The sequence below is a fragment of the Acinetobacter sp. SFB genome (genome assembly GCF_001647545.1).
GTDB lineage: Bacteria > Pseudomonadota > Gammaproteobacteria > Pseudomonadales > Moraxellaceae > Acinetobacter.
In genome coordinates this window covers 123,676-150,321 of record NZ_LSZH01000014.1, presented here as the reverse complement: position 1 = coordinate 150,321, position 26,646 = coordinate 123,676, and the positions used below count along the sequence as shown (strand labels likewise).

The window sequence follows — 26,646 nt, the reverse complement described above, 5'->3', positions numbered from 1 at the left end:
TGCTGATGTCTGATTCTTATAAAAAATACTTTTCATGCATAACTTTGCTGCAAGCCGTGTTGGTTTGCTTGAGTGTGCTCATCAGTTCGGTGACATGGAGTGAAGTCGCCACGGCTACAGATGAAAATGCTGAGGCTGTCGTTGTTGGTAAAATCATTCAGGATCAGCAGCAGACCTCTCAAAATCAGAAAGCAGCCAAAGAAAATGCGACTGACACAACAGTATCATCGCCACAAATTGTCAATGATATGGCGGAAGGTGAATCGATTCGTGGACTGCCAACGCTCAACTCACCGGTTGTGGATCAGGCAAATATATTAACTGAAAGCCAGAAGCAGGAAATTAGTCAGCGAATTTTAGCATTACATGAACAAGGCAAGGCACAAATTGGGGTAGTGATTGTACCGACTACAGGGCAAGAAGATATTTTTGATTTTGCCATGCGTATTGCGGAAAAATGGCAACTCGGTTCAGCCAAGCAAGATAATGGTTTGTTGATGGCGATTGCGGTGAATGACCATCGCATTCAAATTTTGACTGGTTACGGCCTGGAAGGGGTGATACCCGATATTGTGGCCAGTCGTATTATTCGAAATCAGATGACGCCTTATTTTAAACAGGCGCAATATGCCCAAGGGATTGATGCGGGTCTGGTTGAAATAGAACGCATTTTAAATATGGATCCCGAAGTAGCACAGAAAGCTGCACAAGAACTGAAAGAGCGTCAAGAAAAAGCTTTACACGAACAGCAAGCCAAAGAGAAAACTTTTAGTACTGCCTTGTTTATTTTAATCGCAGGAATTGTTGGCTCGTTTATTGTGGGTAAACCTTTAAGTGCATCTACTGCTGCAGTTGCTGGAACTGTAGCGGGTTTGGTCAATGGTGCTGGACTGGTCACCAGTTTATTGATTGGTGGTGGAATTTTCTTTTTACTGATTACGGCTATTGCGCAAACCATTTTCCAGCTGTTTTTAGCCTCTGCAGGTCGTGGCGGCGGTGGAGGGGGGCGTGGTGGCGGCTTTGGCGGTGGTGGAGGATTTAGTGGCGGTGGTGGTGGTTTTGGCGGCGGAGGAGCATCAGGATCATGGTAACTAAAACAGAAACAACAGAAATTATTACACAACCCAAAATGGAAGAAATGAATCAACCTAGCCTTAAACGCTGGTTAAAGCATTCTTTCTATATGCCGGCGGCTAAACGCTATTTTAATAAAATGGATCAACATGCAATTGCACAGGCAGTGATGGAAGCAGAATATGGACATGCAGGAGAAATTCAGGTGGTGATTGAGGGGAACATTCCTTCAAATCAAGCCTACTATCAAAATACTCAAATGCGTGCACGGCAACTGTTTGCTGAACTGGGTGTTTGGGATACCGAGTTTAATAGTGGCATTCTTTTATATCTAAATTTATGTGAACAAAAAGTTGAAATTGTGATTGATCGGGGAATTCAAAAACAAACCGAGCAAACTGTTTGGGATGAAATTTGCCAAAAAATGACTGCCCAACTTTCCCAGCATCAATATCGGGAAGCTGTTATGGCGGGCGTATTTAATATAGGCGATGTATTAAATAAATTTTATGCGCAGTCAAGAATAGATCAGCAGAATGAATTGAGTAATAATCCGATCATATTGGGCTAGAAAATAGGTGGATTTTAAGAGTCACTGATTTTGTAAATATCTTTAAGTTAGAGGGATTGTTATCAAAACTTTTAAAGTCATAAATATATTCTGTCTATACTTATTGGTTATGCTGCTAAATTCCATGGTGGCAGTAACAAATCTACTTATTGGAGCACCTTTGAAGACATTCAATTTGGCGTAAATGCCGCGCAAAGTATTGGTAAAAAGTATGCCTTATTCAATCCGCATTATGATTTTCCCCATCCTGCTGAATATCCATTATTTCCCACCCTGTACTCACAGAAACATCAGCATGAAAATAATCAAAATATTAAGTATGAAACGGCTTTTATCTCTAATTTTGAGGGTGCTCCAATCCGAACAGATACTAATTTTAATCAGTATTTAAGTCGTATTTCGACCACTCTAGGAGATGAGTTAAGAATCACTGAAAGCGATTTAGCTGAACTGGAGGCCTTTGATTGTTTCCGCAACTGGTGAGAAGAAAAGACTGTCAAATTGGAGAGTATTGGAATATTTGCACCCATCAATTTAGACGCTCAATTGCAGTCTATGGCATGCGTTTAAGTGTTATTGGCTTAAGGTGCTTTGTCGATTCAATATAAGCATTTAACCGAAGTGATGACGCTGTATTATCGAGAAAATTCAGTATTTGCCCCGACTATTTTAGTCAGTGATAGCCAAAAAGAGTTTATTCAAGAGCTTGAATATCAGCGTCTGGTGCATTCTTATGCACAGTTTGATGAATGTGTGATTAATAGTTCAAGTCAGCTATTTGGTGGTGCAGGAACCTATTTACAGTTGCAAAAAGACCCTGAGCAATTGAAGGATGTTTTTCCAGAGCATGATGAGACCATCAAGCGCATGAAGAGGGATTAAGCAGCTGATAAAAATAATCTTTTTTAAGCCTATACCAACCTTTCTCCTTGCGCAAAAATTTCCTTTAACCCTATTCCGAGTTGTTTGAGCTGTGCACATGCAATTTTTAATACGGCAAGTGCCAATAAAATGCAAAAAGTAGTGCAACGGATACAGAAAGTGGGTGATACACAAGTGCAAGGCAGGTTGCTGGATGGACAGATGGACAGATGGACAGATGGACAGTAACATTATAGAGTTAAATAAGAACATTCAAAAAATTAAAATCGTGAATAAAGGGAACTAGAGCCTTAGCGTACTCAATGAATACTATGCTGCTTTAGAGCATTTAAAATGCTAATAGGTCAATGACACTGCCAAAGGGTTCTGCCATCAATAATGACACTGTAGCATTTGAAGCAGGGCAAAACGTTCCTTTTCCTGCACAGCAGGTTGAGCAAGCCGAGAATAGGAAAAAAGCAGTTAAAACGGATTCTGAGCAGTTAAAATAGGACTATGAAACATTGCAGAAAAAGGCAAATTCACTATTGTTGGAAAATTTTGAGTTTAGAGGGGAACTTTTAGGTTGAGAGCAAAGTATCATCTAATCTATTCATTGGTGAAATCTGCGTCACGGTAATAAATAACCGTTAAAGATAGGAAGTGACGATTTTTGGCATACATTAATTCTAAATATATACTTTTAAATACCAGTACATATTGAGGGTAAATACAATTGCTGAATTGTACTAGAGCTACATTCCCAACGAGCAGAGCCATTACCTGCATAGTTCATCATGGCAAAAACTAGTGTTTTACCTGCAATGCCTGCATTCATACCAGTATTATTAAAAGTAAATTCAAAAGCGCATATCGAATTGGGCGTAGTGGTGTTAATAGTAACGTTCTTCACATATTTTGCGTTGATTGAACCAGTCGTATCCAAGCCCAAATTAGGGGGTGATGCTGGACAGCTACCACTTTCACCATATACTGCTATGACCTCACTTTTGTAAACACTTGCCATATTTAATGCTTCAGCCAGTTGAGAACGAGCGGTATAATTTTGGTAGGCAGGAATAGCTATTGCAGCTAAAATCCCAATGATAGCGACTACAATCATAAGCTCTATTAAAGTGAAGCCTTTCATATTGTTCATGTTCTATTTTCTCTAGGTATAATCTATTTCATCCCATTTAGAGAGCAAAAAATGAGCCAACTAACTCTAAATGAAAAAATTATCAGTTTAAAAAATACTAAGCAGCATTTGATCTTGTATCTATATTAATTTTTGACTAATCTGCCAGAGTGCAACAGACAAAAACTTAAATATATAGGCAAGGTACTGTGAAAAAAATCCTTATTATTACTCGTAACTTACCACCTCTTGTGGGGGGGATGGAACGCCTCAATTGGCATATGGCTGATGAACTCAGTAAATATGCCGAAGTGAGAGTAATAGGTCCTAGAGGGTCAAAAGCACTAAAGCCAGAAAATATAAGACTAAGCGAAGCGCCGCTAAAGCCTTTCCCCTTGTTTATGCTTATTGCCTTTATAAAGGCCATTTGGTTCGCTTTAATTGATAGACCTGATATTATTCTTGCTGGTAGTGGTTTAACCGCTCCCTTGGCATTAATAGCGAGTAAAAGTATAGGTGCTAAATCTTCTGCTTACTTACACGGTCTTGATATTATTGTATCTAATAAGCTCTACCAAGTTATTTGGGTGCCTTTACTTAGTCGCATAGACAATATTATTGTAAATAGTATTCCAACTAAACAATTAGCCCTAGAGGCAAATATAGCTGAAAGAAAAATAAGTGTAGTACATCCTGGTGTTGATTTATCTATTGCAGCTAAGTCAGCAGAAAGTCTCCAAGCATTCAAACAAAAATATGGTCTAGAAAATAGAAAAATACTTTTATCGATAGGGCGTTTAACTACACGAAAAGGTTTGAAAGAGTTTGTTGAGAATTCTTTGCCTGTGATAGTGAAACAAGAGAAAAGCGCTATATTAGTGATAGTAGGAGAGGCACCTACAAACTCATTGGGGGCTGAGGTGCAAAGTCGAGAGAGTATTGAGCACGCAGCACAAGCAAATGGTGTGGGCGATCATATAAAAATTTTGGGAAGAGTGAATGAAGAAATTTTAACTTTGATTTTGCTCTCTGCAGATGTCCATATCTTTCCAATTCGTTATATAAAAGGTGATCCAGAAGGCTTTGGTATGGTTGCTTTAGAAGCTGCTGCACACGGACTTCCGACTGTGGCTTTTGCTACTGGTGGCGTTATAGATGCAGTGGGAGATGAGCAGTCTGGATATTTAGTAAGCAGTGGTGATTACCTTATGTTAGCTTCTAAAATTATCCATATAATTCAAAATGACAAACTAAAATGGCAGAGTTCCAGCTTAAATTTTGCAAAAAACTTTGCTTGGCCTAATTTTGGAATGAAAATAATAGCTAGTCTGCAGCAGAGCTTTGGGGATAAAAAAAGATGAAAATAGTACCGATTATTATGGCAGGTGGTTTCGGCACAAGATTATGGCCACAATCGCGAGTAATGCACCCTAAACAGTTCTTAGCATTTAATGGCGCAGAAGAAACCTTATTACAAGCTACTTTAAAGAGACTTGATGGTTTAGATGTAGAGCCCCCTATTGTTGTATGTAATGAAGAGCACCGATTTCTTATCGCTGAGCAGCTAAGGGCAATAAAAATAGAAAATGCTTATATTTTATTAGAGAAAAAGAGTAGAAATACTGCACCAGCTATTACTTTAGCAGCGATTCTTGCAGAGAGGCTATATGAGGATTCCATCTTAATTGTATTTGCTGCAGATCATTATTTTTCTGATAAGCAAGAATTACAAGCTTCAGTTAAATGTGCATGTGCACTAGCCAAGTCTGGGAATTTAATCACTTTTGGAATAAAACCTGATAAACCCGAAACAGGTTATGGTTATATAAAACTCGGTGTAGCCATTGCAAGTGAAAATATATTTAAGGTGGAAGGGTTTATTGAGAAACCGAACTTAATGACTGCTAAAGAGTATCTTGAAGCAGGTGAATACCTTTGGAATAGCGGAAATTTTGTTTTCACTAGTTCTACTTTTTTAAAAACTATGAAAGAGTACGCAAATGAAATTTATGAAAGTTGTATTAAAGCAATGAATATGATCAGCACGGATTTATCCTTTGTTAGAGCTGATGAAAAACAACTTGAGTGTTGTCCAGCTTTATCTATAGATTATGCCGTGATGGAAAAAGCAGATAATTTAGCAGTAATTGCCATTTCGTCAAGCTGGAAAGATTTAGGCTCTTGGGGAGCACTTGCTGAGTTAGCCGATAAAGACAATAATGGTAATACTCTTATTGGAGATGTTTTCGCTATAGATAGCAATAATAATTATTTGGTATCAAACCATCGAGTAATAGCTGCTATTGGCGTGAATGATATAGCTGTCATTGAGACGCAAGATGCAATATTGGTTGTAGATAAAACAAAAACCCAAGAAGTGAAGCAGATCGTAGAGTATCTCCAGAAAACACACCGTAAAGAAGCTTCTGAACACCCTAAAACTTATCGTCCATGGGGCAGCTATGAATGCGTAGATAAGGGGGATAGATACCAAGTTAAACGAATTACCGTTAAGCCTGGTGCTAAACTTTCTACCCAACTACACCATCATAGAGCAGAGCATTGGGTAGTTGTATGTGGTACAGCCAAAGTCACAAGAGGTAATGAAGTTTTTATTCTTGCAGAAAATCAATCTACCTTTATACCTATTGGCGAAGTGCATACATTAGAGAACCCCGGGAAAATACCTTTAGAGCTTATTGAGGTTCAGTCAGGGGCTTATTTAGGTGAGGACGATATTATAAGATTAAAGGATGAGTATGGGCGAATATAAGAGATCTGCAATTAAATTTACTAATAAAGACATCGGAGTTTGGTTCCCGACCATTCGTACTGGAACAGGCACAGATAAGTTCACAGAACAATTGGTTAAAGGTTTAAATGAGGAGGGAGTAAGAGCGGAGATAACGTGGTTGCCACATTATGCAGAATATTTACCGTGGTTAATAAAGTCTCCGGTCACACCCAAATGGGCAAACATCGTACATATAAATACGTGGCTTCCCTCTAAATTCTATCCGAAAGAATTTCCAATTGTTGCTACCCTACATCATTGCGTGCAAGATAAAAATTTTTATCCTTATAAAACTAAATTACAGAAACTCTATCATTATTTATGGATTACTCCGATTGAAAAGGAGTCAATTCTACAAGCTACGGCTCTTACAACAGTTAGCGAGTATACAGCCATGTGTGCTAAGGAAATTTTCTATATCTCTAATATAGAGGTAATCTATAATGGAATAGATTTTGATATTTTTAATACCAAATCTTGTAAAAAAAAATTGGATAATAAAAATTTTCGCTTATTATTTGTAGGAAGTAATTCAATTCGTAAAGGATTTGATTTATTACCTAAAATAATGGAAGAATTAGGTGAAGGATACGAATTATTTTATACATCAAATACTCCCAATATGCTTCCATTAAATATGAAAAAATTGCCATATCAAGAAACAGCTTATGATTTGGCAAATACATATAGGTCTATGGATGCTTTACTTTTCCCCTCTAGATTAGAAGGTTTCGGCCTAGTCGTGGCTGAAGCAATGGCATGTGGTTTACCAGTTGTTGTTGCTAATAGTTCTGCACTACCAGAAATAATTGAGAATAAAGTTTCAGGTTTTATTTGTCAAAAGGACAATATTTCAGATTTTGTAAATACAGTAAAATGTTTGAAAAATAATAAGGAATTACAAAAAGAAATATCAAATGCAGCAAGTATACATATTCAGGAAAACTTTAATATTAAACACACTATAAATTCTTATATTACTCTGTACCAAAAATTAATTATAGGTTCTTAAACGTCTAAAAGGAAATCTCCAATACTATTTTTAAAATTTTCCTTACTAAATTTTTTTACATTTATTAATCCTTTTTGGGACAATCGGGAGCATAATTCATCATCAGACCATAATTTTTTAATACATTCGGTCATTTCTTCAATATCTAGAGGGTTTTTTAACAGTAAAGCTGAACCCATTGTGATTTCACTTAATGAGCTATTATTAGAAGTTAAAACGGGCACTCCCAAGGTTTGAGCTTCTATAACGGGTATTCCGAAACCTTCATTTAAGCTGGGAAATAAGAATGCTCGACTATTTCTAATTAAACACAGTTTTTCAATATCACTAACAAAATCAGTTTTTAAAATATTATATTTTGAATCTAGAAAAACTTTCACATCAACTAAATAATCCTCTAATGAGAAATCTTTACTATATTTTTTATTAATACTACCAGAAATAACTAATGGAATAGACTTATCTGAATGAGTTGCATGAATATATGCTTGAATTAAATTATGGACATTTTTTCGTTTCTCAATAGCCCCAACGTAGTACATATATTGACCAGATTTTAATTTATACTTATCTAATACCTGCTGCTGAATTTCAGGTAACGTACTTAGATAAATACTATGCTCATCCGCAGGTAATGGTTGATAAACTACCTCAATTTTATCCTCCATATAGGGAAAATACTCTAAATATCTATCTTTTGTATATTCTGAAACACATAATACTTTATCTGCATAACAGCATGCTTCTAATCGTTTATAAAAATATTTATGAAATTTTCTTTTTTCTTCAATTGGAATAATGTCATGTACTGTTTGAACTATCTTATGTTTAGTCGATTTAAATGCAAGCGGTGAGTCTGTAAAAATAATATCTTGACTTGAAAAGCAAGGGATTTTAATATCATTTAAATAAATTTTTTTTGGAAATAATAAGTCAATATTGTTAGAATAATACAATAATTCTGTATTAATAAAAAAATCAAAATTATTGTTTTGATTATATAAAATAGAATAATTTTTTTTTAAAAATTTTCCTAATAAATAATTTAAAACCACCTTTATTTTTTTATTTTTACAAAAAAAATATTTATTTGGATCTTTAAGATAGTCTAATAAATTCTCCAAGGAAAAATCGCTATCATATACTTGTGAAAATAAACCTATAGTATAATTATTTTTTTTTACAGCCTCAACTAAAGAGCTAGTGAATTGATAAACACCTCTACGATCACTTCTATTAAAAGAATAACTTAAAAATATTATCTTTCTATCTTTCAACTTAAATTTCCTTTTTAAAAAAGACTACTAAATTCTCTGAACAAAAGAAATAATATGTAGTTGGAAAAAAAAATACTTTCATTATTAAATTAATAAATAATTTTATAGGGTATAAAGCTATAGTATAAAAGGTTTTTTTAATGGATTTATATATAAATATTTCACTTTGTCCTTTTATGAAAAGTAGTTTAAAGTCACAATACTTAGAAAGTTGTATAATTTTATTTGAACCAATACAATTTAAATGAGTTAAATCACCATTTTGATTTTTCATACCTATTGGAGAGTCTCCATTAGGAAATCTAGCCACAAAAAAACCACCATTTTTCAGCTTACTTTTTATTTTAACAGTAAATTCAATCAGTTCATTAGAAGTGATATGCTCTAAAACATCGAACGCTACGATTAAATCGAATACATTGTCTTCTAAGTAGTCCATAGTACTACACACTTGAAAACCTTTCTTATTTGCAATAGTTATTAGATCATCATTTACTTCTATACCATACACACTCCATCCCCTTTCTAATGCATATGTTAGAAAACTTCCATTGCCAAAACCAATCTCTAACACCCGTATATTTTGTCCTTTTAAATTGCCTTCTATTTTTTTTAATTCAAGATCATAATATCTTCTAGTGCAATCATCTATTAATCCAAAACTTTCTCCCCAATTTTTCCATTCTAGGTAGCCATCATATATATTGCCATTTTTCATATTTTCATCTCTATAATGTAATTATTGTATTACACTTGGCAACTGCACTTTCTCTATGAGCAATAATTACTATTGTCTTTTTCCCACTTAAATTTTGAATCGCCTCATTTACTGCCTTTTCTGTTTCTATATCTAATGCACTAGTTGCTTCATCCATAAATAAAATTTCTGGATTTTTATATAAAGCCCGGGCGATTCCTATCCTTTGTCTCTGCCCACCAGATAGCATAACTCCACGCTCACCGACTTTTGTTTTATAAGCTTGTGGCAATTGTTGCATAATGAAATCATCAATTTGTGCCTGTTGAGCTGCACGTTTGACTGCTTGCATATCAATCTGGTCTTGTTCAACACCAAAAGCAATATTCTCTGCAATACTTTTATCGGCTAAATAAATTGATTGTGGTACATATCCTACAATTTGGTGCCACGCCTGAATATTACTCTGATTTAACTCAATACCATCTATCAAAATTCTCCCATTTTTTAGATGCAATAATCCCAGCATAATATCCATTAAAGTACTTTTTCCACTCCCACTTTTCCCAACTATACCAACACTTTTATTTTTAAGAATAGTAAGATTGAAATTATCAAAGATTAAATTATCAGGTCTATTATTATAAGAAAAACTAATATCATCTAGCTGAATAATTTGTTCAAATGAAAATTCCCTATTAGATTTTTCAATTTTATTATTTTTTTCTAATAAAAATTCATTTTTCACTACATTAAAAACATTTTGAGAAAATTTTATCTGTGCTATTGCACGATAAACATTCTGTGCGGCAGGTAGCATGCGATAAGCAGCAATACCATAAAGTCCTAGTATTGGTAAAATATTTGAAATTTCTTTACCAGAGATTACCAATACAATTGCAAGAATGATAATACAACCATATCCTATCGTTTCCACAATATGTAAAGGAACTTGCCCTAAAGTTTCTTTAGTTGCTAGATGAAGTGAATATAACCTTGAACTATGATCAACTTTTTCTATATACTGCTTTTCCGCATGATTAATAATAATATCTTTAACTCCTCCCAATACTTCTGAGCAAGCCTGATAACGTATTTCATTTGCTTCAACAAAACTTTGGCCAATTCGATCAAGAATTTTTTTTACGGTTATAAAAATAACAGAATAAAAAAACATTAAGGTTAGGGCTGTTGAAATTGCCATAATAGGATTATAAAAGACAAGAATTATGATCATACAAAGAATGACAACACTATAAGCGATTAAGAATAGTACAGGTTGAATAATTCCACGAACTAACTCATCTACTTCTGATAATATATTTTTAATTAAAGTTGAACTATTTCGTTCAATAAAAAATTCATATGGCTGCTGTAAGTAAATTTCTAAAAGCCTAGTCGAGAAATAGTGGCGTTGCAAGTTGGAAAACCTATACAATGCATACTGAGTAATGATTTTAATAAGAGTAGAAAAAATAACAATGCAAAGGGAAATTATCCCTAAATATACAATGAGTTGACGTGTATCTTTCACTAATAAGATTTTTGAAATTTTTTGAAGTAGCACATTATTTTCTATAATAGTCGGGTTTGCCAACACAGCGAGAAAAGGCATAATCGAAACAACGCCAATTGCCTCAATAATAGCCATTGCAACCACGAGGACAAGGACAAACGAAAGTTTTCGCTTATCAAGTTTTGTCAGTATTTTCCATAACTCTATTAATGTATTAAACACACTAATTCCTATTTATTATCTTTATACATCAAAGCAGTCACCTGTTCTGAAATCAGCCCCATTAGGAAAATCATGATACTGCCTGTATAAAGTAGAGCACTCATATTGGTAAAACGACCTGCATCCCATAAAGTATAGCCATACCACCCTGTAGCCATCATAAATAAAAGAACAGCTATTGGAAGAAACATCTTTAAAGGTGAGAATAGTGTGGCAATTTTAAAAATAATTAGAAAGAAACGCACTCCATCTTTTAAAGGATGAATATGACTTTCACCTATGCGTTTGGCTGCATGTATTGGCACATAAGTCACTGAATAACCTGCACGGAAAAATGCCATAGTGCTAGTGGTTGGGTAGGAAAACCCATTGGGTAATAAATATAAAAACTCCCGAAACTTATCGGCACGCACAGCACGAAAACCCGAAGTTAAGTCTTCAACTTTTTGTTCGGTCATATAGGTTGCGAGGTTGTTATAAAGTGTATTGGCAATACCTCGACCTATACTTGCTTGTGATCCTTTTTGTCTTGCACCCACAACCAGGTCATAACCCTGATTAATTTTTTCTAATAATTTTGATATATCTTGTGGGTCATGTTGACCATCTGCATCCATAAAAATAATGATGTCACCAGTTGCTGAACGTGCCCCTGTTTTAATTGCTGCACCATTGCCTTTAGAGTAGGAGTGAGTAACGACTTTAGCACCTGCTTCTTCTGCAACTTGTTTGGTGTTATCAGTTGAACCGTCATTTACTACAATAATTTCATGAAAAAGTTGTAGCTGTTGAATCTGTGCAAGGGTTTGACCAATGGCACCAGATTCATTTTTAGCGGGTAGGACAATACTAATTTTCATATTTGTCCTTAATTTTCTGGTTTTTCATTTTTTCAATAGCCTGCCTTAAACGAGGAATTTCAAAATCATACTCTGCTTTTGAGCGCTTTAAAGTTTTCACTTCTTGTTTTTGATAAATAGCATTTGCTTGATCTAATAACTGGGTAGAATCTGAATAATAATCTTTGGAGGCCATTTCGGCTACCATCATTAAGCCTGCCTCAACATCATTATAGCGCTTCATTGCCAATTTATAATGTAGATAAGCCTCTACTGGCTGGCGGCTAGCAGCATAAATTTGAGCTTGCAAATAAGGTGTTAATCGTAAAAACAAAGGAAAATCTTTATAGTTGGCATTTTTCTGCATAGCCGCAATGAGTTTTAAGCTTAACGCTCCGTATTGATTAATATTTTCTGGTAAAACTACATATTCTACTAATGTCCTTAGACCTTGTACTGCTTGTGCATCAAATGGTTGGATTGAGAGTCGCGTAATGGCTTGGTGGAAATCTTGCTCAGTCGCCTGATGAGTATAAACTTTTTGTAATAGTAGACGAATTGAAAGTAAAGCACTATTTGGTAAACGTTGAATCGCTTGCTCAATATGAGCATTGGCTTCTTGATAACGTCCTTGATCAATTAAAATCGCTGCAATAGCATTTTGTGCTCGAGGTGAAGTAGGCGTATTTTTTGCCCAATAGATCTGTAAATTATCAGTATTTGACCATAAAAGTGAACGTTGCCATGTCATTAATGTCAGCATACTTAATATTAATATAGAAATAAATGTCACTAATTTATAGTCAATTTTTTCACTTAGCCAAATTAGTCCTGCTGAAAGGGGTAAGAATAAAAATAAAGCAGCTAAATAATTACGGTGTTCAAAGTATAGCTCTAGGCCAATAATAGTGGATTCCATTAAATGAGCAGCAAAGAAAAATAAAATTGCTAGACTGAATAGAGGGTATTTTTTTCTAGCTAAAAATGCACTGATGAATAATACGACTAGAAAAATAATCGAAAAAAAGGTTGTTAAAGGCTGGAATAAACCTCTTGAAATAGGGTATCCATCCTGAAATAAGCCGCGTCCTTCAATCTCTGGAATATAGAGATTAAATAAATACTCAGTAACAATCCGTGCTTCGCTATAAAGACGCTCAACCATATTAAAATTGCGGTTTGGCCAAGGTTCTGCTGAAAGATTAATATAACGAAACATGAGTACAGCAATTGCTAATGAGGGTAGCCATAAACAAATAGCTCGCCATTGCCACAATGGCTTATTTATTTTATTAGAATTACAAAACTCAATTACTAAAATGAGTAAGGGTAAAAGTGCACCATTTTCTTTACTATAGGTTGCTAAGATCGTAGCTAAGCCAATCGAGACTGTCATTAATATATAGCCAACAATAGGCTTTTCAGCTAATAATAATCGACCCTGTAAATAACCGATAATTCCTATTAAGCTAAATAGGGTTGCAAGCTGTGCCATGCGTTGCACGACATATAACGTTGTAGATACAAAGTAAGGATGTAACAACCAGATACTAAAGCTAAGTATCGCTATCCATATGGCTTTTTTTTCTGAATAATTATAATTCTTGAGCAGAAGCAAAGTCGCCCAAAAGAGCAATAAGCCATTTATTAAGTGAATATATAAATTAGTTAATTTGAATGAATAAGCAACACTAGGCCAAGTATTATCATTAATTAAAAAACTAGCCAAAGAAATTGGTCGACCTGTAGGGCCAGAAAAACCATTGGATATAAAATTTAAAGCTTTATCCCAACTATTAATATCCCCATAAGTACCTAACTCTTGTAAATTTGGGTAATCATCAAAGAGGAAATCAGCTTTTAATCCTATTGAGTAACTAAAATAACAAATGAGCAAAGTACTTAAAAGCACAATAAATGGAAAAGTTTTTTTTAACATATAGTTTTTATATCCATAGAAAACAACGCCTATCAATTGATAGGCGTGTTCTAAAACTGACTAAAATTAGCGGCAGTTTGAAGGAACAAGCTCTTGAGTAATAGTACCACGTTTACATTTCCAATTTACACCACCAGTAGACGTAGTAGGACTTAATAGTAAAGTTGCTGAGCCAGCAGTAAGAACTTTATCATTATATAAAATAGTAATTAAGCCATTAGTATTTGTTACAGAAGTTACAGCATTACCTTTAATAGCAGTTGCAGCAGCTAAACCAGCACTAGCATTATCAGCAGGATAACGGTTAGTAGAAGCATAAAATTCAGTTACAGCTGCTTTTGCACCGCCAGCCAAGCTTAAACCTTCAGTAACGTGAGCACGTTTAGTATAGTTCTGATAAGCAGGAATCGCGATAGCAGCCAAAATACCGATAATAGCAACTACAATCATAAGCTCGATGAGCGTAAAGCCTTTTTGCATTGTATTCATAACATTCTCCACAAATGTTTTGTAAATTTAATTATAAGCTTTGTAAGCTAATTTTTAGTTTGCACGAAATGTGCCAAAGTATAGTATCTATTAATTTCATATGAAATCAACAGTTTGTTTAAATTTAAAGATCAATGAAAGTTCGTTGAGTAATTTTATGTAAAAAAGTGACAAAAAATGTCAGTTTTATCGATTTTATGAGAAGTCATTTTGTAAGTGGTTTACGGCTATAAATCACTCAATGTTTGGTCGCTAAAAAAAATCTAGAGTAATTTGCCTAAGTTATGATTATTTGTGCAGTGCTGAGTATGGTTTAAAATTGAAAAGTGCTATTCCTCCAATTTTTTTATAGGGGGCATCGAATGAAACGGCTAAAAGACTTCAAAATTACCGAGCGAACACCTTACCCAGCTCTAACAGTTTTATTTATACAGTTTGGTGATGATGAAGGTACCCAATGTATTGTTCTGCATCGTGCAAAATATGTGATCCATCCGTATAGAGAAGAACTACAAAAGCTGGCTTATAAATGAGTTTGGGTTTTATATACCATTTTTAAGTTATCTATATTTTAAAATATATCACCACCAATCTGCTCTTATAAAAATTCATTCCATCGCGTGAAGTAAAAGCTATTTCCGGATATGGATAAATTGGAAAAACTTGTCCATATAAAGGGGTTTATGGAGTGTGCTGAATTAATGATCGTTGTAGTGTTTATCGGTATTTTAGCTGCTATTGCGATCCATGCTTATCAGGATTCGACAAAGAGTGCGAAATTTACTGAAGGTCTTTCTTTAGCTTCAAGTGTAAAAAATTCAGTAGCAGAAAATACATCTAATGTTGCACCTTATGATTTGGATTGGGCAACACCTATAGGAATAGCTAATGTAACTAGTATTGGAATTAGTAAAACTAACGGTGAAATCACAATAACATATACACCAATAGTTTCTGCATCAGGTGTAAATACCTTAAATTTGATTTAACGATCATTATTGCTATTCAAATTGCAGCCCTATGCTATGGCGTCTATAGTATTGAACAAGGTCGCCCAGCATGGTTGTTTATAATATAGATCGTTTTGAGTTAGTGCGAAAAAATGACATTATTCAAGATAATCTGAGCCAAGCCCAACTCGCATTTCAACATGTGTCATGGTTTAAACCATAATATGTAGCAGTCAATTTTGCAAAAGATGTTAATCAACGTAATAATGATATGTTTGCAGAGGTGTGGGGTGGTATTTCTATAGCACAACGTCCAGAGCGTTATGTCGATTTTGCACAAGCCAAAACACAAATCGAAAGTCGCGCACAAAATTTAGAAGATCTTAAAAAATATAATAACAAAAAATAGGTTGAACATACTTTGGCAAAATATTTAGAAGCGAACACTTTTGTGCCTTTAAAAGCTACAGCTGTAGATATGACAGTTTTAATAGATCAAAAAGCCAACGTGGTTAAAATTATTGATTTAAGACCGTGGAAGTGATTTGCTTTTAAATGATAATAAAAAAGCAGATTACCTTTTAATCTGCTTTTTTATTATCATATGCCCATTCTATTTTCACTGATTTATTCATGAAATTTTTCTTATTGCTTATTGCGGCTGTTTTTATATCTCTTGGCTGGCTCCTCCCGATTCATTACCGCCCTTGGGTAACTTATACAGGCGAGCTGTTTGCTTTTTTATCCCTTTTTACTTTAGCTGCTATTTATTTAAAAGACAGAATTAAACTACCAGTTGTCAGCCTGCCATTATTATTCCTTGCTGCTATTCCATTAATTCAATACTTAGCGGGTGAATTATTTTTCTTTGATAAAGCCTTAATCAGTACGCTATTTGTCTTTGGATTTTGGCTGAGCATCGTCATTGGTTATAACTTGTCGGCAGAAAAAATAGATCTTGAAGAGGTTTTTACTGGACTCAGCTATGTTTTTTTAATGGCAGGAACAGCTACAGCTATTATTGCAATTTGCCAATGGATAAATTTGGATGCCTATTTACCGGGAATGGTCAATATACAAGGCAATACTCGTCCTTTTGCCAACTTTGCTCAGCCTAATAACATGGCGACTTTTTTACTTATGTCCTTAATGGCATGTTTATATTTATATGAAAAGAAAAAAATCCAGACCAAATGGATCGCAGCCTGTGCTTTACCTATCGTTATTGGCGTTGCCTTAAGTCAATCACGTACTTCCTGGGTCGCGTGTCTGTGTATTTTAATTTACTTGGCTTATCAACAATATCGTGGCTTCATTCGCCTGAAATGGTATTGGGCTATTACATGGTTTGGTTTATTTATAGGATTGATTGTGATATCGCCTGTATTGAGCCAACTGCTTGCACAAGCCACTGATGCACAAATTGTGCAAAGTCGGGACGTGGTACAACGCGCAACCGGAGATATGTCACGCTTAGCCATTTGGAATCAAATGCTGCATGCAATTGCAGACCGTCCATGGTTTGGCTATGGCTGGAATCAGACCAGTGTTGCTTATACATTGGTCAGTGATCATTTTCAGGGACCTGTGTGGATTCGTAGCGCGCATAACTTTATTCTTGATTTTCTGCTCTGGAATGGTCTGTTGATTGGCTTGCCTTTTTTGGCTTACTTTGGCTATTGGGGCTATCAGCTGAATAAGCATGTCAATTCGGTCGAATCCGTGATTGGTATTTTAATGATTGGCGCTGTACTGATTCACTCAATGCTGGAATTCCCCCAATACTATGCCTATTTCTTGCTACCAGTCGGTTTTATTATCGGTCTGGTTCAGTCTCAGCAATGCAATATTAAAACCATTGCACTTTCACCCAACTACATGCGCGCAGCATATGCGGTATCTTTAGTATTACTGGTTTTAATTGTCAGAGATTATTCAGTGATGGTGCCCAAACTGAATCAATCCATGCGTTATGAGCAAACGCCTGAGAAAATTACCAATCAAGATCAAATTTACCTGCTTGAAGAGTTTAACTGGCGTATTGCATGGATTCGCATGAATCCGTATAGCAAAATAAATGCAGAGCAATTAGAAGATATTCGGGAGATGGTGCTGAACTATCCGACTAAATATGACCTGATCAAGTATGCCAAAGTACTGGCTTTCAATGGTTATGAGCAAGAAGCAAGACATCAATTATGGTTGTTAAAAACATTACGTAAAGTCGATCTAGACTATGCTTCATTAGCCCAGCCAGCTTCGGAAAAGTAAAACTTTAAATAAAAAAAAGCCGGTCAATTGACTGGCTTTTTTTTAAGAGAATTAAATTTGGCTTTGAATATAGTTTTCGATACCGACTTTCTCAACCAAATCAAGCTGGGTCGTGCTCCAGTCCAAATATTCTTCCTCTTTTTCCAGAATTTCCTGTACAAGATCACGGGTCACATAATCCATTTCCTGCTCTGCCAGGCGGACAGCTTTTTGTAGCGCTTCAATATTTTCGTTTACTTTGCGCACATCACAATTCAGTACTTCAACAGTATGCTGACCGATGTACAACTTACCCAAATTTTGCAGGTTCGGTAAACCTTCAAGAAATAAAATACGTTCAATAATTTTATCTGCATCTTTCATTTGGTGAATGGATTCTTTGTATTCTGCAGAACCGAGTTTCTCAATTCCCCAGTGATTAAACATACGCGAATGCAGGAAATATTGGTTAATCGCAGTCAATTGGTGGTATAACACCTGATTTAACTGATTAATCACATCACGGTTGCCTTTCATTGTAAGTTCTCCATCAACAATTTCTGCCTTAACCATGTGTCAGACAATCAAAAAAATTATTATTACAATGATCTTAAACAAGAACCGAAATAATGGCGAGTAATTTATTGAACGGCAAATGAAAATCGGAATCAAAAAGGATTAAAGCTGAAACTGGAATAATAGAATAAGAAAAACCCGCCTAGAGTCATAAGCGGGGGAGGAAGATGATCTTTCGACCATTAAACTTTGATTATTGTGGTTATAGTATTTTAAGCGGCTATCGATATACGGGCAGCGATTTCTGAAAGTTCATCGCTAATGATGGCACGTGCTTCTGGAGCACAGCGACCACAGCAGGTACCCAAATCAAGCAAGTCGCGAATTTCGCGATAGCTTTCCGCGCCATCGGCTACGGCATCTTTAATATCTTGATCAGTAATACCACGGCATAAACAAACGTACATTTTCAACTCGCCACAAGAGTTAAATAGGATAAGTAATATTATTGATAATTGTTATCGTTTGTCAATGAAATTCATTTGAAATTTCATTCTTGTTTATTGAGTTTTTGAATAAAAAAATACCACTTGATCGGTGGTATTTTAAACAATTATTTAACTGTATGATTTTTATTTATTAATAATAACCACGCCATCCATTTCAACTAAGGCATCTTTAGGCAGACTTGCCACGCCTAATGCTGCACGCGCAGGATAGGGTTGGGCAAAGTATTCCCCCATAATCTGGTTCACCAGTTGGAAATGCGAAAGATCAGTGAGGAAAATGTTCAGTTTGGCGATATCGGCCAAAGAACCCCCAGCTGCTTCACAAACGGCTTTTAAATTATCAAATACGCGACGAATCTGAGCTTCAATACCTTCAACCAATTCCATACTGTAAGGATCTAAGCCAATTTGACCTGAAAGATACAGTGTATTTTCAACTAAAATCGCTTGAGAATATGTACCAATTGCTGCAGGTGCATTTTCCGTATGGATTACTTGGCGGGACATTGATTTCTCCTTATATCATCTTCATACATCATAGCGTATATCATTCAAAAAAGTTGCATATGATTGAATTAACTTGCTTTAGATGCTTCTGTAATATTAATCGTTTGGGCTAAACGGGTAATGCGCGGAAAACCAAAATGCATGCGTAAATCACGAATGATTTGCGCAATCTGTTTGCGGTTATGTACCACAATATTCACGTAAGTTTTCCCTTCATGGTTATGCACCATTTCTACACCAGTTTTTTCTTTACGGCATTGGTAGATGAGTTCAGAAATTTGTTCATCATTCATGGCCATATCAATACTTAAATAGGCGGTAAAGCTTATATCATCGGCATCTTCAGAAGCCCATTGCAAAGGCATGATATTTTCTGGATGTTGGTGTTGTTCATGCAGCAGGTTGTGACAGCGTGCACGATGAACAATGAGTCCACGACGTGACAAATGCCCTTGAATAGGATCGCCAAGAACAGGGTTGCAGCAATGGGCATATTTGACATCCACACCTTCAGTGCCTTGAATCAGGCGAGTTGAAGATTGAGTCTCTACAGTCTGATCTTGGGCAAACAAATGGTTGGCCACCAATTGCGGAAGTAAATCTCCCACCGCAACTTGTTCAAATAGCTGTTCTTTAGTCTCAATATGCCGCCATTGCAAGATATCGATCCAGTCTTCCTGGGTTAAGTCTTTTATCGAGCGAGCAAACAGTTTCAGTGCACGATTTAGCGCTTGCTGACCCACGAGTTGCTGCTCTTCAACATCCTGATCGCGTAAAATATTTTGTAAGGCGCGACGTGCTTTTTGGGTATTAATAAAACTGAGCCAGTCTGGGTTTGGGGTAGCCAGAACATCGGTAATAATTTCAACTACTTGACCACTCATAAGGGGTGTTGAAAGCGGCTTGGTTTCACCGTTTATTTTTGCACCTACCGCGTGATTACCTAAAAACAGGCTGGCAGAATATGCAAAATCGACTGCTGTTGCGCCTTGAGGTAGTTCATGCAAATTACCATGAGGGGTGTAAACCCAAATTTTTTCTTGATGTAAATAATCTAACAGGTCGCTAAATGTGGTTTTTGCACAGGCATCATCAATCAGTACATTCAGGTTTTGCATAGAGGCTTGAATGGCTGAGCGACAGGCTTGTGGCGCATTTTCCCCTAAAACCACCCCAAAACGTGCAGCCTTACGCATCAGTTCAGTTTGAATGGTCAGTGATAAAGTCGTTTTTTCACCTTTTAAACGCATCATCAGGGATTGATTTCCACCAGGAAGTGGGCGGCGAATATGATCGTCATAATGCAGAATCTGAAAATTTTCCCGCAAAATTTCTGCCAGACGGTCACAGTCAGCAATGCTTTGTAAAATAATTTCGAAAGCATGGCTATGAGTCAGTTCTTGCAGATTGATATCATTTTTAACGAAGTGACGCAGTAATTCGATATTGTTATTTTTCTTTTTAATGCGACCAGAAATTTGATGCTGCTCTAGCAATTCAGTAAGTTTTTTTTCCCAAATACTTTGATATTCACAGCGTTTAGGCTTGGTTTGAAATAATGCTTCTTGCACATTATTATACATATCCAGATCGAGATTTTGATAGCACAAATGTTCCAGATTGTCGGCCATCTCATTCATACCGACAATACGACCCATGGGCACAAAAATATCAAAAGTTTCCTGGGCGATACGTCGACGTTTATCGGGCCGTAACGACTCCAGCGTGGTCATATTGTGGTAGCGATCTGCCAGTTTAATAATAATCACACGTGGGTCTTGTAGGGTTGCTTGCAGAATTTTACGGAAGGATGCTGCTTTATTATATTCTTTATCACTGGAATGACTGAGTTTAGTGACGCCATCGACCAGTTCTGCAACAGTACGTCCAAATTTTTCAGTGATGTCTTCTTTATTGAAGTCAGTATCTTCAATCACATCATGTAAAAGCGCAGCCATAAGCGTTTCTGCATCCAGACGCATATGGGCAAGAATGCTACTGACGGCAATCGGGTGCAGAATATACGGTTCACCACTTTTACGGGTAATGCCGTCATGGGCGATATCTGCATAATCACAGGCCAAAAGCACACGCTCGACATCGCTTGCATCTAAATAAGCGTCGATAATGATTTTCAGTTGTTGTCTGGCTTGGCTGACCTGTGGGCCTGGCATATAACACCTTTCTACTTCAGTTTTACAGTTTAAATGGCTAGACCTTTAATGAAAAACATATTGCATGACTTGTCAAATTTTTCATTTAAAAAAAAGCAAAAAAAATACATCTTGAATAACGTATCTTTCTACTTATGTTATAACGGTTATTGAGCAAATATAAAAGTTATCCAATAAAAAAAGCCTAGTTAAAAACTAGGCTTTTTTAAGATTTTTTTTCTTATTGGAAAGAAAAGCCATCTAAATTCAAGTTGTTTGCAGAAAGTGCAAGATCCAGACTAGAGGTTTGATAGTCTTGATCGCGTTGTTTCAAAATATCTTTAGATACATGACCCGCTGCAATTTCACGTAAAGCAACAACGGTTGGTTTATCGTTATCCCACTCTACAGTTGGTTCAATACCTTGACGTGCCAGTTGACGCGCGCGTTTGCTTGCCACTAGTACAAGCTCAAAGCGGTTGTCCACATGGTCTAAACAATCTTCAACGGTTACGCGTGCCATAAGAATTCTCGTTTGAATATTAAATTTGAACAGACTGGGCAGTATAAAAGGCTTTGCCCGTAGACTCAAGTTTTAATCACAATTCAACAGGAGTAATTAATTTTTCAATCAATTCTTGCTGACGAGTCGCTTGTTGAGAGATAACCAAACGATTGGCAATAATCACGCATTCCAGATCATGCAATGCTTTATTAAAGTCATCATTAATAATGACATAGTCAAAGTTTATATATTGCTGCATATCTTCTACTGCACAATCTAAACGCTGTTCAATGACTTCAACAGAGTCGGTGCCACGGTTCGATAAACGTTGACGCAAATCAAACTGGCTAGGCGGTAAAATGAAAATTTGTTTTGATTCGGGGAAAAGCTTGCGAACTTGCTGCGCACCTTGCCAGTCGATCTCAAGTAAAACATCATGACCTTTAGCCAGTTGCTGTTTTACTGTGGCTTGAGCTGTGCCGTAATAGTTGCCAAATACTTCGGCATACTCAATAAAACCGCCTTGCCCAACTAAAGCAAGAAAATCTTGTTTTTGCGAAAAATGATAATGCACACCTTCGAGTTCACCAGGGCGTTGACCACGAGTGGTGTGAGAGACAGAAACATGTAAATTATTTACACGCTCAAGTAGGGCTTTAACGAGAGATGTTTTGCCTGTTCCAGATGCAGCAGAAACGACAAACAAGAGACCCGACATGATATTTTTCCTGATATGATAAAATATCTTCTCTATTTTAGAGCAGACAGCCAGTAAACTAAATAGCTGTTGGTAAGTTGTTTGCATTTATTTCAAATTATTCAGTCTAAATTCAAGTGAACATTGAGGGTCTTATGGAAATTGTATTGGCCAATCCACGTGGTTTTTGTGCAGGTGTCGACCGAGCAATTGCGATCGTTAATCGGGCACTTGAATGTTTTAATCCACCCATTTATGTGCGCCATGAAGTGGTACACAACAAATTTGTGGTCGATGATTTACGTCAGCGCGGGGCTATTTTTGTCGATGAGCTGGATGAAGTACCTGATGATAATATTGTTATTTTTAGCGCACATGGTGTTTCTAAGGCGGTACAAATCGAGGCTGAACGTCGTGGTTTAAAAGTCTTTGATGCAACGTGTCCCTTGGTGACTAAAGTTCATATTGAAGTGACCAAATATGCGCGCGAAGGAACAGAAGCCATTTTGATTGGTCATGAAGGTCATCCCGAAGTTGAAGGAACCATGGGGCAATATGACAAAAAAAATGGTGGTGAAATTTACCTGGTTGAAGATGAGCAAGATGTAGCGGCTTTAGTCGTGCATAATCCTGAAAAAGTGGCTTTTGTCACTCAGACAACTTTATCCATTGATGATACAGCGAAAGTGATTGACGCATTACGAACAAAATTTCCTGAAATTCAGGGGCCGCGTAAGGATGACATCTGTTATGCCACGCAAAATCGTCAAGATGCGGTGCGTGATTTAGCTTTGCAGTGTGATGTGGTTTTGGTGGTCGGTTCGCCGAATTCATCCAATTCAAACCGTTTACGTGAACTGGCAGAGCGTATGGGGAAGCAGGCTTATTTGGTTGATAATGCAGATCAGCTTGATCAAAATTGGTTTAATGAAAATACTAAAATTGGAGTAACTGCGGGGGCATCGGCACCCGAAATTTTAATTAAACAAGTGATCCAGAGATTACAAGATTGGGGTGCCAAAGCACCAGAAGAGCTTGCAGGACGTGAAGAAAATATTACTTTTAGTTTGCCCAAAGAGTTACGTATTTCTGTAACTCAGGCTTAAAGCGTAAATAATTTAACATTCTGAAAAATTTAAAAAATTGACAGATCATTGCTTTTTGGCAATGATCTGTTTTTTTATGCCTTTTATCCTGTTATGTGTTTAATTTGTAATTAAGTTAGGTAGTATCTTTAATAGAGTAAAGTTTTGTTGTTTTGGGGGGCATATGCTGAAAGCAAAAAAAAATCAAGGATTCACTTTAATTGAGCTGATGATAACAATTGCTGTAATGGCAATTATTGCAACGATGGCTGCTCCTTCTATGACTAATCTTTTAGAAAAACAACGATTTCAAAAAAAAGAAAGAGAGTTACTTTCAGTATTAACCCAGACTAAAAGTCAGGCTATTTTAAAGCGTGCAGATATTACGGCAAATCTGAATTCTACAAGTGCAAATACTGATACCGCTATAACTTGGGATAAGGGAAGTAATGTGAGCTTAACCATTCAGACTTTAGCAGAAAATCAGACCACAGGAACTTATTCAGGAACAAACTTGATATTTGATAAAAATGGCTTGGTCAGTAGTTTAACTCAGGATGCCTTAATCAGTTTATGTAACACAAAGTTAAATGTAAAAAAGCAATTAATATTAACCAAACTGGGAAGTGTTTATACCAAGCCTGAGGGAACATGCTGATGAAAATGTTAAAAAATCAGATGGGGGTTGGGATGGTTGAAGTGCTCGTGGCTTTGCTTGTGCTTGCAATTGGAGTTCTGGGTTATGTGGCTTTACAATTGCGTGCCATTGATGCTTCTGCTGAGGCTTTAAGTAAGTCACAAGCCATGCTTGTAATGCGAGGATTAGCTGAGAATATACGTTCTAATCCTGCAGCATTTTCAAATTATCCTGCTTTAATTCAAGGTTATAGTAATTACTCCTCAACTACATCTGCTCCGACATCCTGTCTTAACTCAGCTTGTACTGCTGTGCAGATGGCAACTTACGATGCCTATAATACTGCTAAAAACGCCGACCAGTATGGAATGAAAATTACTATGGAAAACTGCCCGGGTGTTGCCAGTACTATGACTTTAAAACGGCAATGTTTATATATTTTTTGGGCTAAAACACAGCCAAACTCTGCTACTACAACTATAAATGGTGTTTCTACAACCACTATTGATGCTTCTAGTTGCATGTCGAGTTCAGGAACGTATGTAAGTGGTGCATCATGCTTAATGATGGAGGCTTATTAAGATGAGTAAGCCTTCTTTTAAGCCACAAATGGGCTTTACATTGATTGAGTTGATGGTGGCGCTAGTCTTGGGGTTAATCTTGGTTGCAGCAGCAACTCAACTATTTACTGGGGGAATTCTGTCAAGCCAATTGCAACGTGCCAATGCAGAAATACAGGATAGTGGTGTATTTGGTGTGGATTATATGCTGCGAGATATCCGTCTGGCGAATGTAGGGAATTCAACCAATCTGGAAATTAATGACCAGACTGCATATGGTGGGATTGTCCTTACTGGGTCTACATCATCAAGCGCGACTAATGTTAATTTTGTACCTAAAGTAGGAGCTACTGCCTATATTGATTCGGCATTATTAAGTCGGGGTAGTGGAGATACTGTTTCAACTACAGCTAATTACTGGAAAGGATTATCCAATGTAAAAAATACGGCAGGCACAGCTCAAATTAGTGATCAATTGACGATTCAATTTGTTGCACCTTCTCAAATGTTTAATTGTGAAGGACAAACAGTATATGCTGGTGATTTAGTTGTACAACGGTACTTTTTAAGAGTGGATGCCAACGGTACTGGAGCTAGTGATATTGCGCTGGCGTGTGATGCCAATACTCCTGCAACATCTGCAACTGCAGTTTCTGCTCAACCGGCAATAGTTACAGGTTTAGGAACTGCAGGACAAATTATTATTCCACGCGTAGATCATTTTCATGTGCTTTTAAAAACAAGAGATGAGGATGGAAATTTAAGTTACTACACCATTCCACAGTATAGAGCTGCCGCAATTGCAGCAAGAGCAACTACCCCTACAGCGAAGAAAGTACCTAGAATTTTGGCAATTCAGGCTTCTGTGCTTATTCGTTCTACAAACTCTGCAAAAAATACAGTAGTTGATCCGGCTCAAGCAACTTATGTCATGTTGGACACAACGGTTAAAGCAACAGATACATCCAATCGTTTTTTAAGACGTGTTTATAACTCTACGGTAGCTTTGCGTAATGCAATGGGGGAGAACCTATGAGAGTAATGACTCCAACAATTGCATTGCAGCGCCAACAAGGTGCGACATTAATTGTTGTATTAGTTATTTTATTGATTACTACAATAGTGGGTGTTTTGGCAATCCGTGTTGCAATTGTTTCATTAAGCGTAGCAACAAATAGTCAGGTGGATCAATTAAATTTTCAATCTTCTGATACTCCGCTGGTTTTACTGACCCGAACGGATACCTCTACATTAACAAATTTTGGCAATGTGATTGGGGCAAGTCTAAGGGAAAATGAAAGTAACCCAGGTCTTGAATATATTTTCTGTTATAAGCCGACTTCGACGACTGTAAACTTTGCTCAAACAAAGGATGCAATTTTGCTTAAACCTGGGACTGGTAATAATGCAAGCAAAGAAGCAGGTATTGGGGATGGCTTTTGTAATCTAAGTAGTGATTTTGGTAGTAATCGTCAAGCTGTGGTGACTCAAGTAGCGGTAACTATACCCACAGAATCTCTTACAGGTACTCCAGGATCGAATCTACCTAGAGGCATTAATTTAACAGAAGGTACTCAGTTACCGAAAAGTATGACAAGTGCTCAGCGTATAAGAGTAATTACGACTGCAATGTTGCCAGCATATTCAACAGCATTAACTTCGACTATACAGACGGATTGTTTAAGTAATAGTAATGCCAAAATTAGCGACAATCTTTCTGAAGATTTGGCTGCAAAGCAAACGCTATCAGATTGTCTGAAGTCCAAAAATGTACCTTTTAGTACTCAGGTACAAGAATTTAACTATATCAATAAACTTGAAGAAGTAACTGCTCCAGGTGGTTAAGGG

26 protein-coding genes and 3 pseudogenes are annotated in these 26,646 nt (G+C 36.5%); 16 read left to right on the top strand and 13 right to left on the bottom strand.

Annotated features, from left to right (window positions below; genetic code table 11):
* The first annotated feature begins 5 nt into the window (after positions 1-5).
* The 4 genes and pseudogenes from AY606_RS11990 to AY606_RS11975 form a co-directional block, all read left to right on the top strand.
* Positions 6-1,091: a TPM domain-containing protein gene (locus tag AY606_RS11990; RefSeq protein WP_067868863.1), complete on the top strand. Its 1,086-nt coding sequence runs from the start codon at positions 6-8 to the stop codon at positions 1,089-1,091.
* Entirely contained in the window at positions 1,085-1,645 is a 561-nt protein-coding gene (locus AY606_RS11985) for a TPM domain-containing protein (protein ID WP_067868860.1), read from the top strand. The genes AY606_RS11990 and AY606_RS11985 overlap by 7 nt, the downstream gene beginning before the upstream one ends.
* A gap of 54 nt (positions 1,646-1,699) precedes the next feature.
* Positions 1,700-2,813 (top strand): annotated as a pseudogene (locus AY606_RS11980) (hypothetical protein); the annotation flags it as partial.
* A gap of 3 nt (positions 2,814-2,816) precedes the next feature.
* Positions 2,817-3,096 (top strand): annotated as a pseudogene (locus AY606_RS11975) (hypothetical protein); the annotation flags it as partial.
* 113 nt (positions 3,097-3,209) lie between these two features.
* Here the strand turns inward: AY606_RS11975 and AY606_RS11970 are convergent.
* On the bottom strand, positions 3,210-3,665 hold the full coding sequence (locus tag AY606_RS11970) for a pilin (RefSeq protein WP_067868856.1): 456 nt from the start codon (positions 3,663-3,665) through the stop codon (positions 3,210-3,212).
* Between the two features lie 188 nt (positions 3,666-3,853).
* Between AY606_RS11970 and AY606_RS11965 the strand changes: the two genes are divergently transcribed.
* From AY606_RS11965 to AY606_RS11955, 3 genes are read left to right on the top strand one after another with little or no spacing between them, the layout of a single operon-like run.
* Positions 3,854-5,005, top strand: a complete 1,152-nt coding sequence (locus tag AY606_RS11965; RefSeq protein ID WP_249409248.1) for a glycosyltransferase family 4 protein — start codon at positions 3,854-3,856, stop codon at positions 5,003-5,005.
* Positions 5,002-6,417: a mannose-1-phosphate guanylyltransferase/mannose-6-phosphate isomerase gene (locus AY606_RS11960; RefSeq protein WP_067868854.1), complete on the top strand. Its 1,416-nt coding sequence runs from the start codon at positions 5,002-5,004 to the stop codon at positions 6,415-6,417. The genes AY606_RS11965 and AY606_RS11960 overlap by 4 nt, the downstream gene beginning before the upstream one ends.
* Positions 6,404-7,450 (top strand): glycosyltransferase family 4 protein, encoded by a 1,047-nt coding sequence (locus AY606_RS11955; protein ID WP_067868851.1) that lies wholly within the window; start codon positions 6,404-6,406, stop codon positions 7,448-7,450. The genes AY606_RS11960 and AY606_RS11955 overlap by 14 nt, the downstream gene beginning before the upstream one ends.
* Here the strand turns inward: AY606_RS11955 and AY606_RS11950 are convergent.
* From AY606_RS11950 to AY606_RS11925, 6 genes are all read right to left on the bottom strand, one after another.
* Positions 7,447-8,727 carry a glycosyltransferase family 4 protein gene (locus AY606_RS11950; protein WP_067868848.1) on the bottom strand — a complete coding sequence of 427 codons (1,281 nt, stop codon included), beginning with the start codon at positions 8,725-8,727 and terminating at the stop codon, positions 7,447-7,449. The two genes, AY606_RS11955 and AY606_RS11950, sit on opposite strands and share 4 nt — an antisense overlap.
* Before the next feature lies 1 nt (position 8,728).
* The gene (locus tag AY606_RS11945) at positions 8,729-9,445 is read right to left on the bottom strand and encodes a class I SAM-dependent methyltransferase (protein ID WP_067868847.1); all 717 of its coding nucleotides are present in this window, start codon (positions 9,443-9,445) and stop codon (positions 8,729-8,731) included.
* A gap of 10 nt (positions 9,446-9,455) precedes the next feature.
* On the bottom strand, positions 9,456-11,162 hold the full coding sequence (locus AY606_RS11940; protein ID WP_067868844.1) for an ABC transporter ATP-binding protein: 1,707 nt from the start codon (positions 11,160-11,162) through the stop codon (positions 9,456-9,458).
* An 8-nt stretch (positions 11,163-11,170) separates the two neighbouring features.
* Entirely contained in the window at positions 11,171-12,022 is an 852-nt protein-coding gene (locus AY606_RS11935) for a glycosyltransferase family 2 protein (protein WP_067868840.1), read from the bottom strand.
* On the bottom strand, positions 12,012-13,940 hold the full coding sequence (locus AY606_RS11930) for a tetratricopeptide repeat protein (RefSeq protein ID WP_067868837.1): 1,929 nt from the start codon (positions 13,938-13,940) through the stop codon (positions 12,012-12,014). The genes AY606_RS11935 and AY606_RS11930 overlap by 11 nt, the downstream gene beginning before the upstream one ends.
* Positions 13,941-14,006: 66 nt before the next feature.
* Positions 14,007-14,429, bottom strand: a complete 423-nt coding sequence (locus AY606_RS11925; RefSeq protein WP_067868834.1) for a pilin — start codon at positions 14,427-14,429, stop codon at positions 14,007-14,009.
* A 362-nt stretch (positions 14,430-14,791) separates the two neighbouring features.
* Between AY606_RS11925 and AY606_RS16315 the strand changes: the two genes are divergently transcribed.
* From AY606_RS16315 to AY606_RS11915, 4 genes and pseudogenes are all read left to right on the top strand, one after another.
* Complete coding sequence (locus AY606_RS16315; protein WP_171255400.1) at positions 14,792-14,962, top strand: hypothetical protein; 171 nt, start codon at positions 14,792-14,794, stop codon at positions 14,960-14,962.
* Positions 14,963-15,073: 111 nt separating this feature from the next.
* On the top strand, positions 15,074-15,418 hold the full coding sequence (locus tag AY606_RS16775) for a pilin (protein ID WP_067868819.1): 345 nt from the start codon (positions 15,074-15,076) through the stop codon (positions 15,416-15,418).
* Positions 15,397-15,923, top strand: a pseudogene (gene tfpZ, locus AY606_RS16640) (TfpX/TfpZ family type IV pilin accessory protein); the annotation flags it as partial. The gene AY606_RS16775 and the pseudogene tfpZ, both read left to right, overlap by 22 nt.
* A gap of 89 nt (positions 15,924-16,012) precedes the next feature.
* Positions 16,013-17,650: an O-antigen ligase family protein gene (locus AY606_RS11915; RefSeq protein ID WP_067868816.1), complete on the top strand. Its 1,638-nt coding sequence runs from the start codon at positions 16,013-16,015 to the stop codon at positions 17,648-17,650.
* 51 nt (positions 17,651-17,701) lie between these two features.
* On the opposite strand, the gene bfr is transcribed toward AY606_RS11915, so the two are convergent.
* From bfr to gmk, 6 genes are all read right to left on the bottom strand, one after another.
* Entirely contained in the window at positions 17,702-18,166 is a 465-nt protein-coding gene (gene bfr, locus AY606_RS11910) for a heteropolymeric bacterioferritin subunit Bfr (protein WP_067868814.1), read from the bottom strand.
* Positions 18,167-18,417: 251 nt separating this feature from the next.
* Positions 18,418-18,612: a bacterioferritin-associated ferredoxin gene (locus tag AY606_RS11905; protein WP_067868803.1), complete on the bottom strand. Its 195-nt coding sequence runs from the start codon at positions 18,610-18,612 to the stop codon at positions 18,418-18,420.
* Positions 18,613-18,777: 165 nt separating this feature from the next.
* Positions 18,778-19,161 (bottom strand): deaminase RidA, encoded by a 384-nt coding sequence (ridA, locus tag AY606_RS11900; protein WP_067726797.1) that lies wholly within the window; start codon positions 19,159-19,161, stop codon positions 18,778-18,780.
* A 68-nt stretch (positions 19,162-19,229) separates the two neighbouring features.
* Positions 19,230-21,335 (bottom strand): RelA/SpoT family protein, encoded by a 2,106-nt coding sequence (locus AY606_RS11895; protein ID WP_067868800.1) that lies wholly within the window; start codon positions 21,333-21,335, stop codon positions 19,230-19,232.
* 220 nt (positions 21,336-21,555) lie between these two features.
* Positions 21,556-21,837, bottom strand: coding sequence for a DNA-directed RNA polymerase subunit omega (gene rpoZ, locus AY606_RS11890; protein ID WP_004650579.1), 282 nt, complete (start codon positions 21,835-21,837; stop codon positions 21,556-21,558).
* A gap of 76 nt (positions 21,838-21,913) precedes the next feature.
* A complete protein-coding gene (gmk, locus tag AY606_RS11885) occupies positions 21,914-22,537 on the bottom strand; it encodes a guanylate kinase (protein ID WP_067868797.1) in 624 nt (207 codons plus the stop codon).
* A gap of 134 nt (positions 22,538-22,671) precedes the next feature.
* Between gmk and ispH the strand changes: the two genes are divergently transcribed.
* The 5 genes from ispH to AY606_RS11860 all read left to right on the top strand — a co-directional run bounded on the left by ispH (position 22,672) and on the right by AY606_RS11860 (position 26,643).
* Positions 22,672-23,622, top strand: a complete 951-nt coding sequence (ispH, locus tag AY606_RS11880) for a 4-hydroxy-3-methylbut-2-enyl diphosphate reductase (RefSeq protein WP_067868795.1) — start codon at positions 22,672-22,674, stop codon at positions 23,620-23,622.
* 163 nt (positions 23,623-23,785) lie between these two features.
* Entirely contained in the window at positions 23,786-24,259 is a 474-nt protein-coding gene (locus tag AY606_RS11875) for a GspH/FimT family pseudopilin (protein WP_067868793.1), read from the top strand.
* On the top strand, positions 24,253-24,819 hold the full coding sequence (gene pilV, locus AY606_RS11870) for a type IV pilus modification protein PilV (protein ID WP_067868791.1): 567 nt from the start codon (positions 24,253-24,255) through the stop codon (positions 24,817-24,819). Before AY606_RS11875 ends, pilV begins: the two co-directional genes overlap by 7 nt.
* Position 24,820: 1 nt before the next feature.
* Entirely contained in the window at positions 24,821-25,834 is a 1,014-nt protein-coding gene (locus tag AY606_RS11865) for a PilW family protein (protein ID WP_067868790.1), read from the top strand.
* A complete protein-coding gene (locus AY606_RS11860; protein WP_067868788.1) occupies positions 25,831-26,643 on the top strand; it encodes a PilX N-terminal domain-containing pilus assembly protein in 813 nt (270 codons plus the stop codon). Before AY606_RS11865 ends, AY606_RS11860 begins: the two co-directional genes overlap by 4 nt.
* Positions 26,644-26,646: the final 3 nt, after the last annotated feature.